Annotated in this window: 12 protein-coding genes and 2 pseudogenes; 5 read left to right on the forward strand and 9 right to left on the reverse strand. The window is 29.3% G+C overall.

The features are described from left to right. Positions 1 to 649 precede the first annotated feature (649 nt). The 6 genes from T479_RS18275 to T479_RS18300 form a co-directional block, all read right to left on the reverse strand. On the reverse strand, positions 650 to 1672 hold the full coding sequence (locus T479_RS18275) for a hypothetical protein (RefSeq protein ID WP_025220464.1): 1023 nt from the start codon (positions 1670 to 1672) through the stop codon (positions 650 to 652). A gap of 66 nt (positions 1673 to 1738) precedes the next feature. Continuing rightward, a complete protein-coding gene (locus T479_RS23000) occupies positions 1739 to 3046 on the reverse strand; it encodes a ComEC/Rec2 family competence protein (protein ID WP_025220465.1) in 1308 nt (435 codons plus the stop codon). A 367-nt stretch (positions 3047 to 3413) separates the two neighbouring features. Continuing rightward, complete coding sequence (locus tag T479_RS18285) at positions 3414 to 5834, reverse strand: CFI-box extended C-terminal domain-containing protein (protein WP_025220466.1); 2421 nt, start codon at positions 5832 to 5834, stop codon at positions 3414 to 3416. Next, positions 5831 to 7129 (reverse strand): dynamin family protein, encoded by a 1299-nt coding sequence (locus T479_RS18290; RefSeq protein ID WP_025220467.1) that lies wholly within the window; start codon positions 7127 to 7129, stop codon positions 5831 to 5833. Before T479_RS18290 ends, T479_RS18285 begins: the two co-directional genes overlap by 4 nt. Before the next feature lie 13 nt (positions 7130 to 7142). Next, positions 7143 to 9323 (reverse strand): dynamin family protein, encoded by a 2181-nt coding sequence (locus T479_RS18295; RefSeq protein ID WP_025220468.1) that lies wholly within the window; start codon positions 9321 to 9323, stop codon positions 7143 to 7145. Then, positions 9320 to 10996 carry a dynamin family protein gene (locus tag T479_RS18300; RefSeq protein ID WP_025220469.1) on the reverse strand — a complete coding sequence of 559 codons (1677 nt, stop codon included), beginning with the start codon at positions 10994 to 10996 and terminating at the stop codon, positions 9320 to 9322. Before T479_RS18300 ends, T479_RS18295 begins: the two co-directional genes overlap by 4 nt. Positions 10997 to 11370: 374 nt before the next feature. On the opposite strand from T479_RS18300, the pseudogene T479_RS24385 reads away from it, so the two are divergent. Together T479_RS24385 and T479_RS23365 are read left to right on the forward strand one after the other, a co-directional pair. After that, positions 11371 to 11583: pseudogene (locus T479_RS24385) on the forward strand (hypothetical protein); the annotation flags it as partial. 38 nt (positions 11584 to 11621) lie between these two features. Next, positions 11622 to 11900 (forward strand): annotated as a pseudogene (locus T479_RS23365) (tyrosine-type recombinase/integrase); the annotation flags it as partial. A 335-nt stretch (positions 11901 to 12235) separates the two neighbouring features. Here T479_RS23365 and T479_RS18305 read toward each other — a convergent pair. Both T479_RS18305 and T479_RS18310 read right to left on the reverse strand, forming a co-directional pair. Further along, positions 12236 to 12628: a hypothetical protein gene (locus tag T479_RS18305; RefSeq protein ID WP_038509926.1), complete on the reverse strand. Its 393-nt coding sequence runs from the start codon at positions 12626 to 12628 to the stop codon at positions 12236 to 12238. Then, on the reverse strand, positions 12606 to 13106 hold the full coding sequence (locus T479_RS18310; RefSeq protein WP_025220471.1) for a hypothetical protein: 501 nt from the start codon (positions 13104 to 13106) through the stop codon (positions 12606 to 12608). The genes T479_RS18305 and T479_RS18310 overlap by 23 nt, the downstream gene beginning before the upstream one ends. A 255-nt stretch (positions 13107 to 13361) precedes the next feature. On the opposite strand from T479_RS18310, the gene T479_RS18315 reads away from it, so the two are divergent. The 3 genes from T479_RS18315 to T479_RS18335 all read left to right on the forward strand — a co-directional run bounded on the left by T479_RS18315 (position 13362) and on the right by T479_RS18335 (position 17413). After that, positions 13362 to 13802, forward strand: a complete 441-nt coding sequence (locus tag T479_RS18315) for a hypothetical protein (protein ID WP_025220472.1) — start codon at positions 13362 to 13364, stop codon at positions 13800 to 13802. A gap of 751 nt (positions 13803 to 14553) precedes the next feature. Then, positions 14554 to 16182, forward strand: coding sequence for an McrB family protein (locus T479_RS23005; RefSeq protein WP_025220475.1), 1629 nt, complete (start codon positions 14554 to 14556; stop codon positions 16180 to 16182). Further along, positions 16175 to 17413 carry a 5-methylcytosine restriction system specificity protein McrC gene (locus T479_RS18335; RefSeq protein ID WP_025220476.1) on the forward strand — a complete coding sequence of 413 codons (1239 nt, stop codon included), beginning with the start codon at positions 16175 to 16177 and terminating at the stop codon, positions 17411 to 17413. Before T479_RS23005 ends, T479_RS18335 begins: the two co-directional genes overlap by 8 nt. A gap of 61 nt (positions 17414 to 17474) precedes the next feature. Here the strand turns inward: T479_RS18335 and T479_RS18340 are convergent, their stop codons facing one another. Beyond that, complete coding sequence (locus T479_RS18340; RefSeq protein WP_025220477.1) at positions 17475 to 18551, reverse strand: DNA cytosine methyltransferase; 1077 nt, start codon at positions 18549 to 18551, stop codon at positions 17475 to 17477. Positions 18552 to 19449: the final 898 nt, after the last annotated feature.

Consider the following 19449-nt stretch of genomic DNA (forward strand, 5'->3'; position numbering starts at 1 on the left):
CAAGACCTTACAAAAGCACCTCTGATCCATTAGCTTGTGAGTTCTAAACATTTCCTCTTGGTATTGCACTGTATATTCAATACCTGCTACATTTTCTTACAGTGGTATTGGCATATGTCTTCTCCTTTCTCAAGGCAAAATAAAAAGCCACTAATTTTAGCGACTTGGACAATTTATTGCTAATTTCATCTAGACTTACATTATTTAGTTACCCATTATAAAAATGAGGTGATACTTTGTCAGGCATTTTTAAATTTACAAAATACATTCTTCTATTCATTTCTGCGATTCAGTTAACTAGGTTCAGTCCAGAATATTTAGAACCTACACTTCTATATGAGTATTTTATATTTATAGGACTTATTATTTTACTTGGTGTATTGGATGATTTTTTAAACTTAATAAAAGAACAAATATTTTATTACGTATAGCCATTATCCTTTGTTCTCTTGCCTTATTGATTACATCAGTCTCTTTTAAATCCACTTCTTCCGTTATTTTTTCTATAGTAATGTTTATTGCATTTAGTTTCTCAATATTTTTAGAAATTAAGTAAAAGGATGATTAACACCTTTTGCTTTTACCACTCTCTACTGAATCGTTTTCTCCACTTGCTGAAAAGAATGGGATAAAGCTTGCTACTCTATTCTTATATACAGTAATTTAATAGTTCAGCTTCTAAAAATTTTACTTTTTCAATTAGATAGCTGTCCTTATCTTTAATATTTTTTCTAGCATTACTTCGTTCCAAAAAACTATTTTTGATTTTAAGATTTATGTTTTCAACAACATCTCTAAAATCTTTTTTAATAAGTGTTTCATCAAATAATAAAATTGGTATAAAGTGGTTATTTTTTATTATTGAACTTTCTAATGAACATAATTTAGCCATACCTATGAGATTTTTATCTTCCGTAACTAATTTAGGTTTTATGATATTTAAGAAACTATAGTCACTGTATGCTCTCTGTAAAAGTCTCAAAAAGAATAAGTCCCATGCTGCATTCCATGCCTTTAATAAAACCTCTTCATTTTGTTTGTCAAATTTAAATATACCATTACCAATTGTATATAAATCATCGTTACCTAGAAAATAATTGACAGCTAGTTCCATTTCTAAAGCATGTATGGCTTTTAGCTCATAAATCAAGAATTCTACAAATAATTTAACACTCTCAACTCTTGAAAGTTTTTGCTTTTGAATAGTCATTATCTTTAAAACACATGCATAACTCCCAAGCATTAACGGATTCCATTTTTTTATTTGAGGCACTAATGTTAAAATGTTTTTTGGCTTCTCTCTGTATGCTTTTCCTTTAAATTCAATTCCATTAGAATGAGAATGTTTAATAATTTCTTTCTCACCCCAATTTAATACTCCATTCATCGCTATTTCTAGTTTACTTAATTGACCATTGTTTATATTACTAATCATCGGATCCCAACATGATTCCTGTATTGCAGCTCCTGTTATAATGTCAATTTCCATATTGTCTAATAATAGATCTCTAGTTGCTTCTAATTTACGGTTTAATTTTATAGGGGAATAAAAGAACTTCTCTAAACTAATAGCTACGTTACTATCTAAAATTAAAGAGTTATGTTGATAAAGTTCATCTGATACTCCGATATATGAATAAACACCATACTTATCAGAAATAATATTAGCCATTTTCCCCCTCCCTTCTATGTCAATATACTAAAGCAGAATGTTTTAGAATTCAGACTAGAGAGTCTATTAGTTTTTTAAGTATTTCTTATCATAGTACTCAACTCTTGGCCAAACATCTATCTTATTAGGTCTATTTATAATTATTTTGTTATTCTTTTCTACATCATTTGTGTATAAACTTTTAACCTTTAAATCATCTAACATGCGAATAACTTCTATATTGGGATGCGGATCTACTTGTCTTCCAAACTTCCCATTTCCATGACTAATAATTGCATAGTTCGGATTTATTCTTTTTAATGTTCTTTTATTTAAGTTATATTTACTCCCATGATGTGGTATTTTTAAAATTTTTGCCATTAAATCATTGTTCATAGATAGGTAATCTAAAATACGCTTACCTATATCTCCAGTAAAAAGTACATCTAAATCATCATTTATATATTTAAAAACAATACTACAATTATTACTGGACTCTTTTAGTGAATTATACAATTTGTTGAAGGAGATATTAGTAGGCTTCTCTACAAACTCATTAATGAATTTTCTTAATTTTAAAAATAAACCATATGAAAATTTAGTTGTAATATTTAATAAATCTTCATTAATAACAGGATTAGAATATATATTCCAACCATATTCCATATCATTATTATTATATTGGTTGCCTTGTAGAAAGTTAATTACCTCTTTTGCATCAGATTCGGTGAACCATTTGTAAAATTCATCATAATTAGTTGTTTCAAGTTTTTCAATATAGCTTTCTATCTCATTATTACTTAATCCTAATATTAACGCTGGATCTAAAGTTGGATGAAAAATCTTAATATGGGCGCATTCGCATTTTCTACTACCTTTATAAACTCCTTCCATTTTAATTGAAGTTGTTTTAGAAAGTTTTTTTAATAAGTAAAATGAAGACGCAGTATTTTTTGCACTCAATAATGCACCGTTCATATGAGATACCTTTTGAATTCCTTTAAGACTTAATATTTTTTCTGTAATAATAGATACTTCATTAAAAAACAATGGCATCCAGATTTCTTCTAAATTAGAATTGTTAGTGTTTAAAGAATTAATAAATAATGATAGTCCCCCAATATGATCTTCATGAGCATGAGACAAAAGTAATATTTTCTTATAATCAGGATTACTGACTCTTGAAACGTCATATCGACCATTACCTAAATCTATATAGATATCACGCTCACTATATTTGCAATGTTTATCAATAGAAAGAATTAATGAATCACCCTGTTCTACATTAAGTACTTTTAACTTATTAATGTTAATCACAACCTCTTTATCAATATTATTACTTTGCCCTTGAATGTGTGTGTTGTTCCCTTTATTATCGACTAAATCTAGTTTCAACCTTTAACACCACTAAAATTCCGTTTCTAGCAATTTATAGAAATAGCCATCTATTTCATTTGGATTAATATTTATTAATGTTCGACGATCTAGCAGTAAATTACCCCATTCGCAAGATGTTTCAGCTACAAAGCACAAGCATGACAAGCTGCACCGTTCGCATATGTAAGATATTCAAACACACCATCTGAAATGCCGTTCGAGCTTCAAACTGTTGAATTCGTGAGCGTTAAAGACAATGATGTAACAGGCAGCTCGCCCCGTTTATTATTTATGGGTGATGAAACGATTAAAAACGATTTACAAGCATTGTTTTAAATTTCATAATAAATAGACTAGCATCAAGTGAACTCAGTCTATACTTTTATTAATATTGAAATGGCACAACATTATACTTTTTACATAAATTTTTCACCATCTCTATATAAATCTTTTTTGCATTAACTAAATCGTTTTTTTGTAAGTAGTCATATCCAACTTTTATATATTGATTATATAGCTGCAAATATAACGCTTTCGCATTTGGTTCGGCATCAATTTTTTTCACAATTCTAGGTGCAATGCGATAATATTCTACGATCAAGTCTCTTCCATCATCATCGAAACGTAAATGTTCATCACGATATTTTTTATAATTTAATACTTCATCACAATTATCTTCTTTCCCTAAAGCAATACAAGTTGCTGTTGTTAAGAAACACCAAGATTTACTTGATGAGTAGCTTGAACTTGAAGAAGAACTATACGATCTACTACTGCTATAACTTTGCTTCACTTCGTTTGATTGAATCCAACCAGTTACTTTATGTAATTCTATTTCTGCATAAGAATGTGATTGCCTTACAGCTTTTTCAAAATAATTTTTGGATTTTTGTAAGTCCTGCGACAATACATTACCGTATTGATAAATTTTCCCACACAGAAAGTTACATTCTGCATTATCTACTGTTGATAAATAATTAATCGCTTTGCGATGATCCCCGTCCCAATAATATAACTTCCCTAAATGTTCTGCTACTTCTTTTGAACGCTCTTTTTCATGAACGTAGTGGTTTAATTTTAGAGCATTCAAAAATACAACCTCTAAGCGATTATCTGGTAAATTGTTTCGACCTTTTCTAAAACGATTAAATTCTATTTCTGCTAGTTTTTGCAATGCTTGAAAATGTTCAAATGTCGCGGCAATCTTTAAAAACGTTAACGCTTTACTATATTTGCTGTTTAAATAATATTTTCCTACTAGATAGCAAGCTTCAGGAACTAATAAACGTGCAATGCTTTCTACCTCTATAATATTCTTTTTATTTATAAACGATAATAAAAGCTCAGCTGCTTCAGAATTACCGAGATTCATTGCTTTTTTTAAATAAAATTGTGCATCGACATTATTTGAAACTGAAATTGCAGCTTTACCTAAATACAGATTAACCTCTGCATCGTAGTTATTGTGATAAAACTTTTTAAGCTTGTTATAAAGTGATTTACTTTTAATAACTGAAAAATATTTAATACTAATATATGCTGTCACATCATTTAATGGTAATTCATCTAAAATATTTATACATTTAACAATTTCCTCTTTTTCACCTTTTGAATAGGCCTGAATGATTGATGTATAAATAGAGTCAGAATTTCTTAAACGCTCAATTGCTACTTTATATCCCGTATTATCTTTGATTTCAAGTGCGACAAGTGCCTGTCTTGCGATGTAAAGCTGAGCTTTGTTAGAGAAAATGGTATCAGAAAGTATAGGACTTACAAATAATTTTTCAATCTCCATTAAATGTTTGTTGCATTGTAATAAATGTTTAATTAAATTTTCGTGGGATATTTGTTTAGCCTGTAACTGTTTCTTTAAGTTATTGCGAATTGATATAATATTTGCCTCAAGCTCTTCATCGCTAACCGTTACTAAATCTTTAGAAAGCCCATTTACTAAATATTGCTCATAAGCTAACTCTTTTGTCACATTAATTAAGTATTCTTGATATGTTTCAGTAAAAATATCATACATCGCCGGCATCATACATGGCTTATTAAGCTGCTGAAGTAATACTGGCACTTCTTCAAGCATTAAAGAAGACAACTCTGTTTCTACGTTTTCTCCAATAATAAAACGTTGTTTAGCATAGTTCGGTGCTTTATATTGATTCAATTGCTTATGAAGCGGTTCAATCATAATCGATGCTTCCGCCATATTATGTAGCATTTTATACATTTCACTTTGTCTTGAAACAAATTGTGGTAAGTAAATAAACGCAATATGCTCAAACGGACATTTTGCTTCAATATAAAACACTTGAATAAATTGATCTACATCGAGTTTTTCTTTATATAATTGCTGATTCACATGTCGAAATTCATCGGGCGATAACTTTGATAAGTTTTCTAATGTATTTTGTGCAACAATCGTTGTTTTTTCTGATGCAGATAAAATCATCGGAATGTTTGCGTTTTGTCTAATAAATTTTGCATATTCCTGCATTTGATTTTGCTCAAACCATTGTGGAACTGCATGCTTTTTACCCTCTATAACCACAAGCGTTTTATTTTGCAAATGAGGTGTGCGAACGATAAATTCAATTTCTCGTATAGTCGATTTTAAATTGATTAAAAAATGAGTTTTATTTTCATAGCTGCTTTCATCAATGACTGGATAAATTTCTGTTGTTACATATTGTAAAAACGATTGAAATTGCTGATTTGCTTTGACATGATTAAAGTGTGAGGTTGTTTCCTCTTTTAATAACTTTCCTAATACTTGAAAGGTTTTTTCGATTTTTGTCATTGTAAACCTCCAGAAACAAGAGCATTGAATTGATTCAAAATTTGTTCCTTTGTTTTTACTAAATTTTTTCTACAATTACTAATTTCTTTTATTTCTTGTTGTAGCATTGCATAAACCTTTGTTAACGTTTGAATTTCTGAAATATCGTCAGATTTAAAAATATAGTTGCCAACATCATTACGTCTTTTTTGCACCGCATTGAAATACTCATCAATTTGATGCTCTAGCTGAATAATGATTTTTCCAATTTCCTCTTCTAATGATACAAATGTATTCGATTTACGGTTAATTTCCTTAAAGAACGTTTTTAAATAGTTGCGATTTAAGTACTCTTTTTCCTCATGAGCAGAATAAGCAACTACCTCATACAAAGGAATGTTTGATTTTTTCAAATATTCCTTTGTTGTATAAATAATATTCTCCACATCCGATTCCGTTTTTTTATCGCATTTGTTAAATACAATTAGTACCGGATTTTTCATATTTAATGATTCAATAAAATCAATATCCGTTTGCTTAATAACGCCATTTTCCACATCAATTAACCAAATTAAGTAGTCGACAGATTTTAATTGCATTAATGCCTTTTCATTATCTGTAATGGCTTGCTTTTTCGTTGCATCAACTTTTGAGTACCCTGGTGTATCTAAAATGGCAATCGATTCGTAGGGAAATACCGGTGTTGAAATGACTAAGTTATTGATGAAGTGCGAAAACCCTAAATTGTATGTACTGTAAAACGCATGACTTAGCGCTTTTACGGCATCTAAATCTAATTGTACAGATTGATTGTTTTTTGTTAAAGCTTCGATAAACAAGTTGTCGTCTTTTACGATATACGTAGCAATCGATGTTGTTGGCACTTGGTCTTCTGGTAAAATTGCCTCTCCAATAACCGAATTAATAAACTTTGATTTTCCCGCGCTAAATTGACCGCCAATTCCAATCGTTTTCTTTTTTTTCAGTAAAGCTACTTTATTTTGCTCAAATAATTTATCACTTAATTTTACAAGCTCTTGATACAAATGAACTTCATTTTTTAGTTGAATTTTATTGATAGATTGCAATAGCTTGTTATCAATGAGAGTGTCCAAACGACGTATATTTCGTAATTTACTTTTCGTTTCATTAGTTACGCTTAATAAGTCCGAAATGAGGTTTAACCCTTTAGCTGAGTCCGCTAAATAGGGGTTTTCCGCTTCGTACTCTTCTTCTAAACTAAAATCAAATAAATCATCATCTGCAGCAAATAAATCGCAATCATCAAGTGAAAATAAGTCCATTTCCTTCGTCATATGAATTCTCCTACTACGCTAATTGTTTTTTAAACGCTTTTAATTTCAATGAAATTTCTTCCATTCCTTTCAAGTTTGCTTCTTTATCTTTTAATAGCATTTCGATTTTTGTTGCATTTACCGTAATTTGTGCTTCGATATCGTCGATGAAATTCGCTGCATACTTTTCTAATAGCAACTCAATTTCTTTAATTTTGCTATCAATTTCAGATTTGATATCGTTTGCTACTTGTTGCAAAATACGTTCCTGCTCTAGCTGTAATATCGAAATCTCTTCATTACGAACAGATGGCGATGAAAAAGTGGAAGTAATTTTTGCATCATATTTACTTTGGTCAACTTCGATATCTTGGATAACAATTTGATTTAACACAATTTCTAAAGCACGTTTAATTTCAGATTCATTAAATTCATTACTTACTAAATCAAAGGCGCCTACTACTTCGTTTGCGATCTCCTTTTTCATATTTTGTAAATCAAATAAGCGTTTAAATTCGTTATTAATCATTTCACGAGATCTTGTAATATATTTACGAATACTTGCGACTACCTCTGTTACTTCAGCTGTATAGTTTGTCGTTGTAATCGTATAAGATTCACGTTTTAAGCCAAGAAATCCTGTTCGTCTTGTACCTGTATCTGATGAAGTAGAAACCGCCACTTTCACACCTGTATGATTATTGATTTCCTTTTCTACATCAATTTTAATATCAACTAGTATACGGCTAGCTTTTAAATAATTTGCTGTAAAAATATCATTCACATTTTTACGAATAGATTGGAGCTTCGAAGAAATTTTTTCGACTTTATTTTTCAAGCTCGAAACATCGGAATGCTTCATTTCTTGAATATTATCAATCGTTTGTTCTTCCATTTGACGGATTAAACGTAAAAATTCAATATGCTGATCTTGAATAATCGTGGATGAACGTTCGGTAATAATATTGTCTTTTTCTGTTTTTACTTTCGATAAAATTTTCCCTTCTATTGTATGTACATTTGCAAGCTTCATCAGCTCTTTAGGGCTTCGGCTAAAACCCTCAAAACGCTTTTCAAACTGCTTTAAAATATGCTCTTCTGCTTTTGTTAATGGTTCATTATGATAAAGCTTCATTGCACTGCTATACATAAGTCCTGATGTTGGGTGTGGCGGGAGATTTGCTTGAATTGCCTTTACTACAGATGGAGTATTTCGCTGTGTAATGTATTCACCAATTGTTGTAGTTGCTTGTAGATTAAGATTAAATAACGTATGTTGCACCGCTGTTTTTAATGTAGCTTTCTTTTGTTTATAATCTAATATTGCCGAGTCAAACTTACTAGCAATTAAATATGCATGGCTTATTGAGTTTTCTGGTAATGAGCGAGTAAGTAAGCCCATTTCTTCCTGTGATAAAAATTGCCCTGCATAGCTTAAAAAGAACACTACATCACAATTCATTAAGAAATCTGAGGTTACAATCGTTCTACTTACGATTGGATCATTCATCCCCGGTGTATCGACAATTTCAATATTTTTTAAACGTTCATTATTTAGCTTAATGACCGAATATTTTACAATAGGTGTAAACTGCCCTTCTGCACCAACATAATGATTTAATTTTTCAATATATTCATCTTGCTCATCAGCATTGATTTCAATTTTTTGACCAATATATTGTGATACATTTAAATTATTTTTTTCAGCCATTTCGATAAGCTCTTTACAAGCTGCATATTCTTTCGGCACATCATCTTTTTTGAAAACACAAAATTGGTCAAAATTCATCGTATATGCACTTTTTTTCATTTCTTGCTCGTACAGCTCTCTTAAAAATTGGTCTGCTAAATGCGCGTTATACTGAATAATATTCCAGTCGTTTTCATCATAAAAAACAATTTCTGCTTCAAATCTGTCACCATAGCGAATTTTCGTAAGTGACGCAGTCATTGGCGTTGGGGCTTTTGGCAAAATATCTTTACCATCAAAAATTAGAGCATTAATAAATGAAGACTTCCCTGCTTTTACTTCACCAATAATCCCAATTTGCAAATTACGCTTTGATTTCATAATTCCTTCTAAATTATTTTTTAGTTTCATGTAATTTGTTTGGAATAGTGCAATGCGGTCTTCGCTTAAAAACTTATTATACATTCTAAGTTCGTCTGATATATGTTGAATTTTATCAATAAATTGAATAGCTTCTACATTCATACTGTCACCAACTTCTCAACTTTTTGTAATTCATCACGTACTAAATCTAGTGTTGTTTCATATTGTATTAACTTTTTATCATGTTCTATCTGCATGTCATCCTGTTGATTTAACGCTGCTTGTAAAGCTTCTTCTTCAATGGAAATGATTAATCTTAAATTTTCTTCTAGTTCTTCAATCATGACATCTTCCATTTCTGCTAAAGATTCTTGAATTGCTGGACTAAGTTTCTCAATGACTTGAGGAATTACCTCTGATTCAATAGATTGCTTTACTTTGTTGACCTGAGATTGTTTCCCCCCCACACCTAATAGTTTTAAAATTTCAGGAAGAAATAAAATAATAATCTCTAACCATGGCGCAACAGCTGTTGTTGCAATGGCTAATGCACCTGTTACCGATTTATAAACTTTGTTGAAATTGTCTGTTCCTTCATTTTTTCGAGAAAAAATCGACTCTACTTTACGCATTTTATCCGTTACGGTGTAAACTATTTCTTCTGTTTTATCTACTAATATTTCTAATAAATTAACATCCCTTAAAAATTCTTCAAAAGAAATATTTGTATATTTCTTTGTATTTTCAAGAAGTACCGGACGTAAAATCGAATTCATACGAATACTAAATGCATTTGAACCTGATATTGCTGCATTGGCAAGCTCTGTGGAATGAACATATAGTGCATTTTCAACTTCAGCAATAATGCTAGGTAATACTTGTGAGGTCATTCGATTAGTTAACTTCGAACGTTCCTGTTGAAGCTTGTATTCTAACTCACTTTTAGCCTTTTCCCTTTTTTGAATCTCTTCTCTTAAAGCACTATCATCAAAAGCTAAAGATTTAATCGACTGTTCTAACGCTAACTCAAAGAATTGATAAATTTCTTTTATTTTTGGCAATATAGCTTGTTCAAAAATTTGTTGACTATTGAGTGCGTGAATAGCATCCAGTAAACCTTGCTTAGTATCGTTATCATGTTTGCTATATTTTACAACTGGAACATCATATCCAAATAAGTACGATGCTTGCGCTTTAATTTGTTGTTCGATTACTTGCACATCTTCCTCGGCTTTTTTATCTACCTTTGAAAGCACAATAATTAAATTGTGATCGTATTTACGTATTTCTTCAATAAACTCTAAAACCGAGGCTTTCATTCCACCCTCTTCGCAATCAATTACTAGTAAGTACGCATTCCCTCTCTCTACATATTGCAAAATTGCGCGGTTATGCTGTTCAATATTTGAGTTAAAGCCGGGCATATCTACAAATACATAGTCTTCAAATATTTTCAAAAAATTGTTATTTAAATTGTAACGAATATTTAAGCAAACATTCGGATTTACGGATTGAATTTGTTGTTTTTCTACATATTTACGCTCTTTGTTTACATCAACTATTTCGTAGCTTTCCACTAGGCTATATTTTAATTCTGTTGCAATGGCCGTTTCAGGTGTTTGCTCTTCAGTTAATAATTCTTCTTCAAGTAAAAAGTTCATCAAAGCACTTTTTCCAGCACTAAATGACCCGATTGCTAAAATTTTAATTAAAAATTCACCACATATACTTTTTAATTCCTCTATTCGATTGATAATTTCTTGATTAATTTTAATGTCATTACCAATTTCCCCTAAAATATTTAAATGTTGTTGTATAATTGTTTTATCAATCATATTTATCACCCTTTATCGAATTTTTACTTAATTACTATCGAAAAACGAAAAACTTATATTAGAATCTATTTTACATCTTGAAACGGACATAATATGACCCTAAAAGTAATAAAGTGTATTTTTTATGTAACTATTATACCATCTGGTGAATAAAACAGCTTTCATTTTCTATATTTATCAAATTTTAAAAATTTGAGGTGATTAGTTGTTTGTAGCAATCAATCCAAATGGTGAAAACAATTTGCTTTTCACGAGGATAAAGAACGTTTTCTTTACGGCGGAACTAAAAAGATTCAACACTTTTATCATGAACGTCATGTTGAATGTAGTTTTGTTGGAGAGCCTGAAACACAAGAAATCTTGGTGGAAAACTAGCGATTTATCATTGGTTAAAAAAGAAATATCCAAATGCTTATGTCGCGTTAGAAGAACGTATTGCGAAAACCAATCAAATTGCGGATGTGTATGCGGATTTTGGGAATGGTCATAAGTTTGCTTTTGAAATAAATGTGCGGAACAAACGGCTAGAACGACGGAAACTTTATGAAAAAAGAGGTAATAAAATACATTTAGCTTTTTGGGGATAAATATTATAAAGAGATAAAAGCCGCCTAGGAAGCAGCTAGTATTTAATAATCGTGCCAATGACTTCATTCAACCCATTCAAACTCAGAAGTGGCTATACCAAATCTTTAAGAAGTTCGATCTTCCTAAAATTAGTACGCATGGTTTACGCCATACGCATTGCTCACTTTTATTCGAGGCTGGGGCAAGAATTAAAGAGGTTCAAGAACGTTTAAGGCATACTGATGTCAAAACGACAATCGACATCTATACGCATGTTACTAAAAAAACAAAGGCTAATACTATGAATAAATTCGAAGCATATTTAAAAATCAACTAATTTCTGACCTAAAAAATGACTATTTTTGACCCAAAATAAGTTGAAACTCTATGAAACATTTTGAAAATCAAAAAGTGCCAAAACCCTTGTATATCAAGGATTTTGAAACTTTATGAAATCATTTAATAATTGTTTTATGGAGACGGCGGGTCTTGAAACGGAAAATATAAAAAGTGCTGAAATACCAGTATTTTAAATGGTTTTTCAGCACCTGTTTTAAAGCCTGACCCACAATTTGACCCAAAATGAATTATTTTTTGCTTACGGAGATAATTTTTTACCTTTTCTATATTAAAAATTTGTTCTCTTACTATATTTAGTAATACTCATTCTATTTAATTATTTATTTCGACTTTTACAGTCGGTAAGCCTTCTAAAAGCTGTTGATATTGATTCAAGACCGTCATATACGCACTTAACTGCACTTCAAATTTTTCTTTGCTTAAAATGTTCCCAGTAGGATGTCCAACATCATTTCGAGTCAATCTAATGATCTCAAAAATACTGAAAAATACGTCGACATTTTCCACTCCGAAACTCATTAAAATTGCTTTCTCTATTTTCAATCTTTTAGAAAATTCATCAAGTCTTATAAATGCTGTCTTAGCTCCCATCACTTTCTTTTCAAAATTAGATATTTCGACATCTGATTTATTCTTTTTATAAAATTTAAATGTTGCTTCTACTAGTTCAATAAGAGCAATTTCAGCAGCACACCCTAACATCATAGTTGCTTGCAGCCATCATATTACCACTACTACCTACACTACAAGCTTCAAATAAATATTTTTTGTGTAAATCTGTTAGCTTATTGTCTGATACCAATCTTTTAATGAGTGTTGAATATACAGATTCTTTTTCTACAATAATCGAATTATCTTGCACATTAAAATTTTCTAGTTGAATTGCCCTTATACCAATTTTTATATTAGTAAGCATATAGTCATTATCATCACGATAAATATCAAATACATATTTATTCAGTATAGAAAGTTGATCCTCCACTCTCTTCTTAAAAGCAATTGGTACACGGATAATTAAAAATAGCTTTCTTTGATAGCTTACTACACCTGAGAATTCATATTGAGGTTCATAATTTAAATCAGAATGCTCGATAATTTTTGATAATTCAATATGGTTTTCAGATTCTAAATAAGCTACCAATGTATGTTTTAAACTTGCTTCATCAACTGTTGGATTAAACATCGTATCCCTCATTTTCATTAAGTTATAATTACCATAATAAAACCATTTTACTATACAAAACTATGGAATTAACTTATTAATTTTAAATTTTCAGCTTTATTTAAATAATTTCCCAGCAGTATATAAGGGCATCTTTATAATTTATTCTTTCAATTTACAACTCTTTTAAATTAATAAGTCTTAAGTTCCCTTTTTATATGTATGAGTATAAAATAAAACAATGAATTACAAAATAATTACAGGTGGTGTATTATCTTGAAAATTTTATCTAGAAAACAAAGCGGTTCTTTGGCCGAATCCTTAGTTTTCGCTAAACTTATTTCCTTAGGTCACACAGTAAGGTTTGCAACTGTAAATCAGTCTGGTTTTGACTTAATACTTTTAAATCCTTATAAAAAAGTTGAAGTAAAGCATATTCAACGAGTTGGAAATTCATCAAAAGACTCATTTATACTAAAAAAAACACAAACCCAAGCTAATTCATTTGACAATCTAATATTACTTATTAGTGATTGCACTTCATCAAAGGGCATAACTAATTTTGAATACTATATTTTCACAAACAAAGAGATTCAGAATATGATTAATTCAAAATCAAGCACTAGTGGAAACTACACCTTTAATTTAAGTAATAATGGTTTGTCACTTTCAAGTACCCCACTTGCTTCATTTAAAAATCAATGGGATAAAGTTTAATACCAAAGTAATCAAAACGAACTCTTATTTTTTCAGAGGCCGCTTTGTTTATTTATTCGATACTGGTGGGTTTAGGAAATTGCCTATGCTCCTATTTAGTGAGCTGGGTGTACTTAATAGATTCTTTTTGAATCTCCATTCCTTATAAAATACCATTAGTTCAAAAATTTATTATTACCTTCTAATTTTTCAAATAGAGAGTTTGCTACTTTATCATTACACTATAAAGTAACACTATAAAAATTCATTTATTATTCCTTTACTACTAATAAAACCATAATCAATAATATACTTAAACAACTCAGGATATGAAAAAGCCTGTGGAGGTACAAATCGGTGTTGCTTCAAAACCGAATAGCTTAAGTCACAATTTAATTCGTATATCTCTAATATAGGATATGCATATTTACATTTCATTTCTCCAGAATTAAATCTTGCACTACCATATGTATCTATATTAATTTTCATCAGGAAATACAATTGCCTTACCTACTTTCATAATATATCTTAACTCTTTAATAGGTGAAGTCTCATAGACCCAAAAGTACCCATTATGTTTTTTTGGAATAAAGTTTCTATATTCAAAAACTTTCTTGCTTTCTAAAATTAAATTTAAGTATTTTGTTTGGATGCTTATGACCGCACTTGATTTCAAATCTTTTAAAAAAATAAAATCCTCTCCTAACATATATTGTAATTGGTTTATTTTTTTAATATCCTTAGATTATACAAAAATTATCGAGGTGAAAAAATGCCTTATTTTATTTCAACGGAAACTATTGTTGAATCAATAAATAACCTTAAAAACACTAGGAATAGTGAACAAAACAACATGCTATTCCATTTTTTATTATTGAAAGCTTGTAAAATAAATAGTTTAGATTCCCAACCTATATCAAATATTAATACTTATGCAAAACCTATAACATTTAATTTAACGAGCTTATTTAATCCATTTGAAAATATTCCTCGAGAATTAAACTTCTTAAATCCTTTTGAATTTAATAATTGGAATCAGAAGCCGTCTGAAGATTGGAATAAGTGGATAGGTAGTAGATTTAAAAATAATATTATCGGTGGAGGTGTGCAATGGCGTAAGATCTTAATATACGATTCAAACGAAGAAAAATTAAAATTCACATACAATTATTTAGATGTTTTCAAAGAAAAATGCAATATAAGTAAACAAAAAGTAGATTTGATTTCTCTATCAATTTGGAACAGTAGATTTTTAGAATTTGATAAACCTTTCACTGTTAACCAATTGATTAATAAATTCATTTTGGATTATAATATCACACCTGAAGAAAGAGCAGTATTCTTCACTACATCTAGTAACATCAAACTTAATTTTTCCAATAAAATACATAATTCAAAAGAAATTAGAAATTTATTATTAAATAAACCAAAGAGTCTAACTTGGTTAAATCCAAATATGATTCAAATTGTCGATCCAAAAATAATAAATAATTTTAAAGGAGTTATTATGAAAAGAGATAATGAATTAATTACTACAGAAGAGCTAGAGCAGATTTTAGACTTATATGGACAAGTAATTTTAAGTGGTCCTCCAGGTACATCTAAATCGTTTCTAAGTGAAAAACTAAAGCAAAATGGTAACTTCGGAATTACTGAAAAAATTCAATTCCATCCTCAATATTCTTATCAACAATTTATAGGTGGTTATATTGTAAAAGGAAATGATGTAAAATATGAACCTGGTATTTTACAAAATATCATTACAAAAATAGAAAAATATCACTCTGAAAACCCAACTAAACAGGATGCTAAGCACTTATTGCTGATTGATGAAATTAATCGTGCAAATTTAAGTCAAGTCTTCGGAGAAACGATTCAATGTTTGGATCGTGGAAATAGTGTTGAAATTTTAATTGATAATAAACTAGAAAGTTTTAGTTTACCTGAAAACCTTTATATAATTGGTACAATGAATTCTTCAGATAGAACAATCGGTTCAATTGATCATGCTCTTCGAAGACGATTCATTAATATATATTGCCCACCTACTTCTGATGTACTAATTGAAGTTTGTAAAACAGAATGTGGAATATCAATTGCAGATTTATTAGAAAAATTAAATAGTAAGTTAGTAGAAAGTCATAATAATAAAGATCTAGTAATAGGACATGCTATATTCTTTAACTACAAATTAATAGATTCAAATGGTGCATACTACTGGAATAATAAAAATCTAGAAATACTTTTTAATTACAAAATTTTGCCTATGATAGAGGAATATTGTTTCGGTGATCAAGAGCAGATAAATTTTTTATTAGGAGACAATTTACCAAAAAGAATAATAGGCGAGGAATTTATTAGTGAAATTCAAAATTTTACACTAGGCCAAACAAATGAATAAAATACAAATTACAGAAAACGAGAAACTTCATTTAGATCTCGAAAGTATAGAAATCTTAAAAAAATCTCTAACCAATTTTTCAGATCTACCTATTTCGATTGAAAATAACTCTCTATCCTTTCCAGATTATACTGTAGGTGTAATAAAGTTAGGAGACAATATAATTGAAATTAACTCTCGAAACGAATGTATGACTATGCAAAGAATATTTGAAATGTATGCATTTGTTAATAGTGAGAAATCTCTTCATGGAATTATTGAAGGTTATGATTTTTCAAAATCTGGAATTGATGATGTATTATTCACCTTATATATCAATATTTGTAGATCTTTAGTCAAAGAAGGTTTGACGGGTCATTTCAACAAAGAAGTTGTCTTTTCCAAGATACTTTATGGTGAAATAGATTTCACAAGTTATAATCCCCACTTTATTAGTTTAAAGGGTATACCTAATCAAAGAGTTGACTACAATCTTAATACTAGTTCTAATCGTATTTTAAAAGCTGCATTATTAAAAATATTAAAAATTGAACCTCGCATCCAAGAACAAATTACTATTAGAGATATATTAGTTAATTTCGAAAATGTAGAAACAGTACATTATACTCCTACTATTTTAGAAATAGATAAAAGAGAGGCTCTTTCAATTTTCTCTACAAATCGTTTTTATAACTTAGCTATAAATATGGCTATAGAAATATTAATGAATATAAAAGCTACATATAGTAATGGGAGACTAGAATCTAAAATATTTTTAGTAAATTCTAATGACATTTTCGAAAAATATATCAGGAAAGTACTGAAACAGTCATTAAAAAATGATGTTAGAAAATGGGAGAAACCAAAGGAATTCGCCAAAATCACTTTTGAAGAAGTATCCCTATCTAAAAGTTATTCTCCAGATATTTTAATAGATTATAATGAATTTGCTTTCACAGCTCGAGCAATTTTCGATGTTAAAAATAAGAAATTCAATCCCGACATCAAAAATGCGGATATTGTTAATTCATCAGATATATATCAATTATTATTTTATACTCAAACTCTAAAAAGTGTTGTTGGTTGTTTAATCTACCCTTCCAATATTTCTAGTGAACCCATTAAAATTAATATTTCCTCACCAGGAAACCCATCATTATTTTTAATTGGTGTTAATATGAATTTAAGCTTTAAAGAACGACATATAGAATTAATAGATCTTGTTACAAAAAAAATATTAATATGTACATGAGAGTTTACTATCACAAAAATTAAAAGCTGCTTAAACTAAATTTTAAGCAGCTTTTTTATTATTATAATTGTAAAGATAATTGTTCTTCTATAATAGTATCAATTTTTTTTCTAGTTGAATTTGAGTTTTCATATTGTAAAAACATTTCTTCTACGATAGCCTTTACGACTGGTACAGTAACAGCATTACCTAATTGTTTTTTAGCTTGGGTATTTGAAACATTAAAGTCAAACCAATCCGGAAAACCTTGTAATTTTTTACATTCTTCAACAGATAATCTGCGACGTAAATCCCATAATTTTGGCTCTCTAGTAGCGATAATTGCTGGTGCAACACTCTCCATACTACTATAATAAGCTTCCTGAATTTGAGTTTTAGCTGTATCACCGATATGGAATCTTAATGTTTTATCTGGCTTTAGATAAGAAAACACACCGTATTTTCCTTTTTTTGTATTAGGTGCATACTTTGAATTATCATGTTGTACTCTAATATCTGTAGAATTAAAATGATGGATTATACGCTGAATTTCAAAATCTGTTATCCTTAATGTTGGGTCATCATTATTTATATCAACAATGTCAGCCAATTTTGTACCTGCTTTATTTCCTTTTGGAAACTTAAAATCAACAGTTTTGTCAAAACCTACACAAAACCATCTTTCTCTATATTGAGGAACACCAAAATTATAACTATTCAGTATTTCCCAATGTATATCGTAACCTAGTTTAGTAAGTGTTTCTTCAATAATTCTTAAAGTTTCACCTTTATTGTGTGACTTTAGGCCTTTTACATTTTCTAAAATAAACATTTTAGGTTTCTTTGTGGAAAGAATACGGACAATATCGAAAAATAACGTACCTCTAGTTTGATCTTCAAATCCTTCTAATCGCCCTGCATAACTAAACGGTTGACAAGGGAAACCACCAGCTAATAAATCAAAATCTGGAATATCTTCAGCTTTTACTTTTGTAATATCACCTGTTGGTTCTTCACCAAAATTATACTTATAAACTTCTTTAGCGAATTTATCTATTTCTGAAGAAAATACACATTTTACTTCTTTATTATTTATACTTTCAATAGCAGCTCTAAAACCACCTATACCTGCAAATAAATCTATGAATCTGTATGTCAATTGAACTCACCTTATTCTTATTGATTTTTTAATATTATCATATTATTAATCACATTGTCTTTTTTTAATAATTATCTAAATTGACCTTAGGTAATTTCATGCAGACTTTGAAATAATTAGAGAATTCCCTGAAATATTTCAGAATATCTTATCTTTATCATTGGTATATCCCTATGTTCTAATAATTGATGTTATTAAATTAAATTTTGTGGAAAGCTTATTTTAATCTACTGTTTTTCAAACAAAAAAGCGGGCCTGTCCGAAAAATACCATACTGGTCATCCAAGCGTAAAGCCTTTAAATTAAAGTATGCTTCAAAATGTAAAGAGTTACGCTACAGTTTTACATATACTTCTTATTAGTATATCGAAAAAATATTTTTATAATTTTTTATATTTTCTCCCTATCAGGTAAAGTATATCCCTTATCCCCTTCCTTCGCTAATTAGATTTATAAAAAACTCAAAAAGAACATAAAAATCACAATGGTATACCTTTCTCTTCCTTAAAGAATAACTCTACATATTCAATTATAAGCGATTAACCAAAAATGGCAACATACGTTCCTTTTTCTGATTGTAATTAAAATACCTAAATTTTCGTTCTCTCTCTAGTTCTTTCTAACACAAGATTAAATCCCCTTAACATTAATATCATATTCATATAAAGTAGATATATCCTATTTTTGATGGTATAAATCATGTTTAATCTAACAACTTCAATTAAAATTAGTTTTTATTATAAGAAACTTAACATCTTAAAGTTACGATTCTTAACACCTTTAGCTAATACTATATTTAATTCAGTTTCACTCTTAGAATGGTTAAATCTAACTGTTAATATATAAGTATTAACATTAATTTTTTTCACTTTAATCTCCCTAATTTAACAATCCACTT

It is taken from the genome of Lysinibacillus sphaericus (genome assembly GCF_000600105.1).
GTDB classification, from domain to species: domain Bacteria; phylum Bacillota; class Bacilli; order Bacillales_A; family Planococcaceae; genus Lysinibacillus; species Lysinibacillus sphaericus.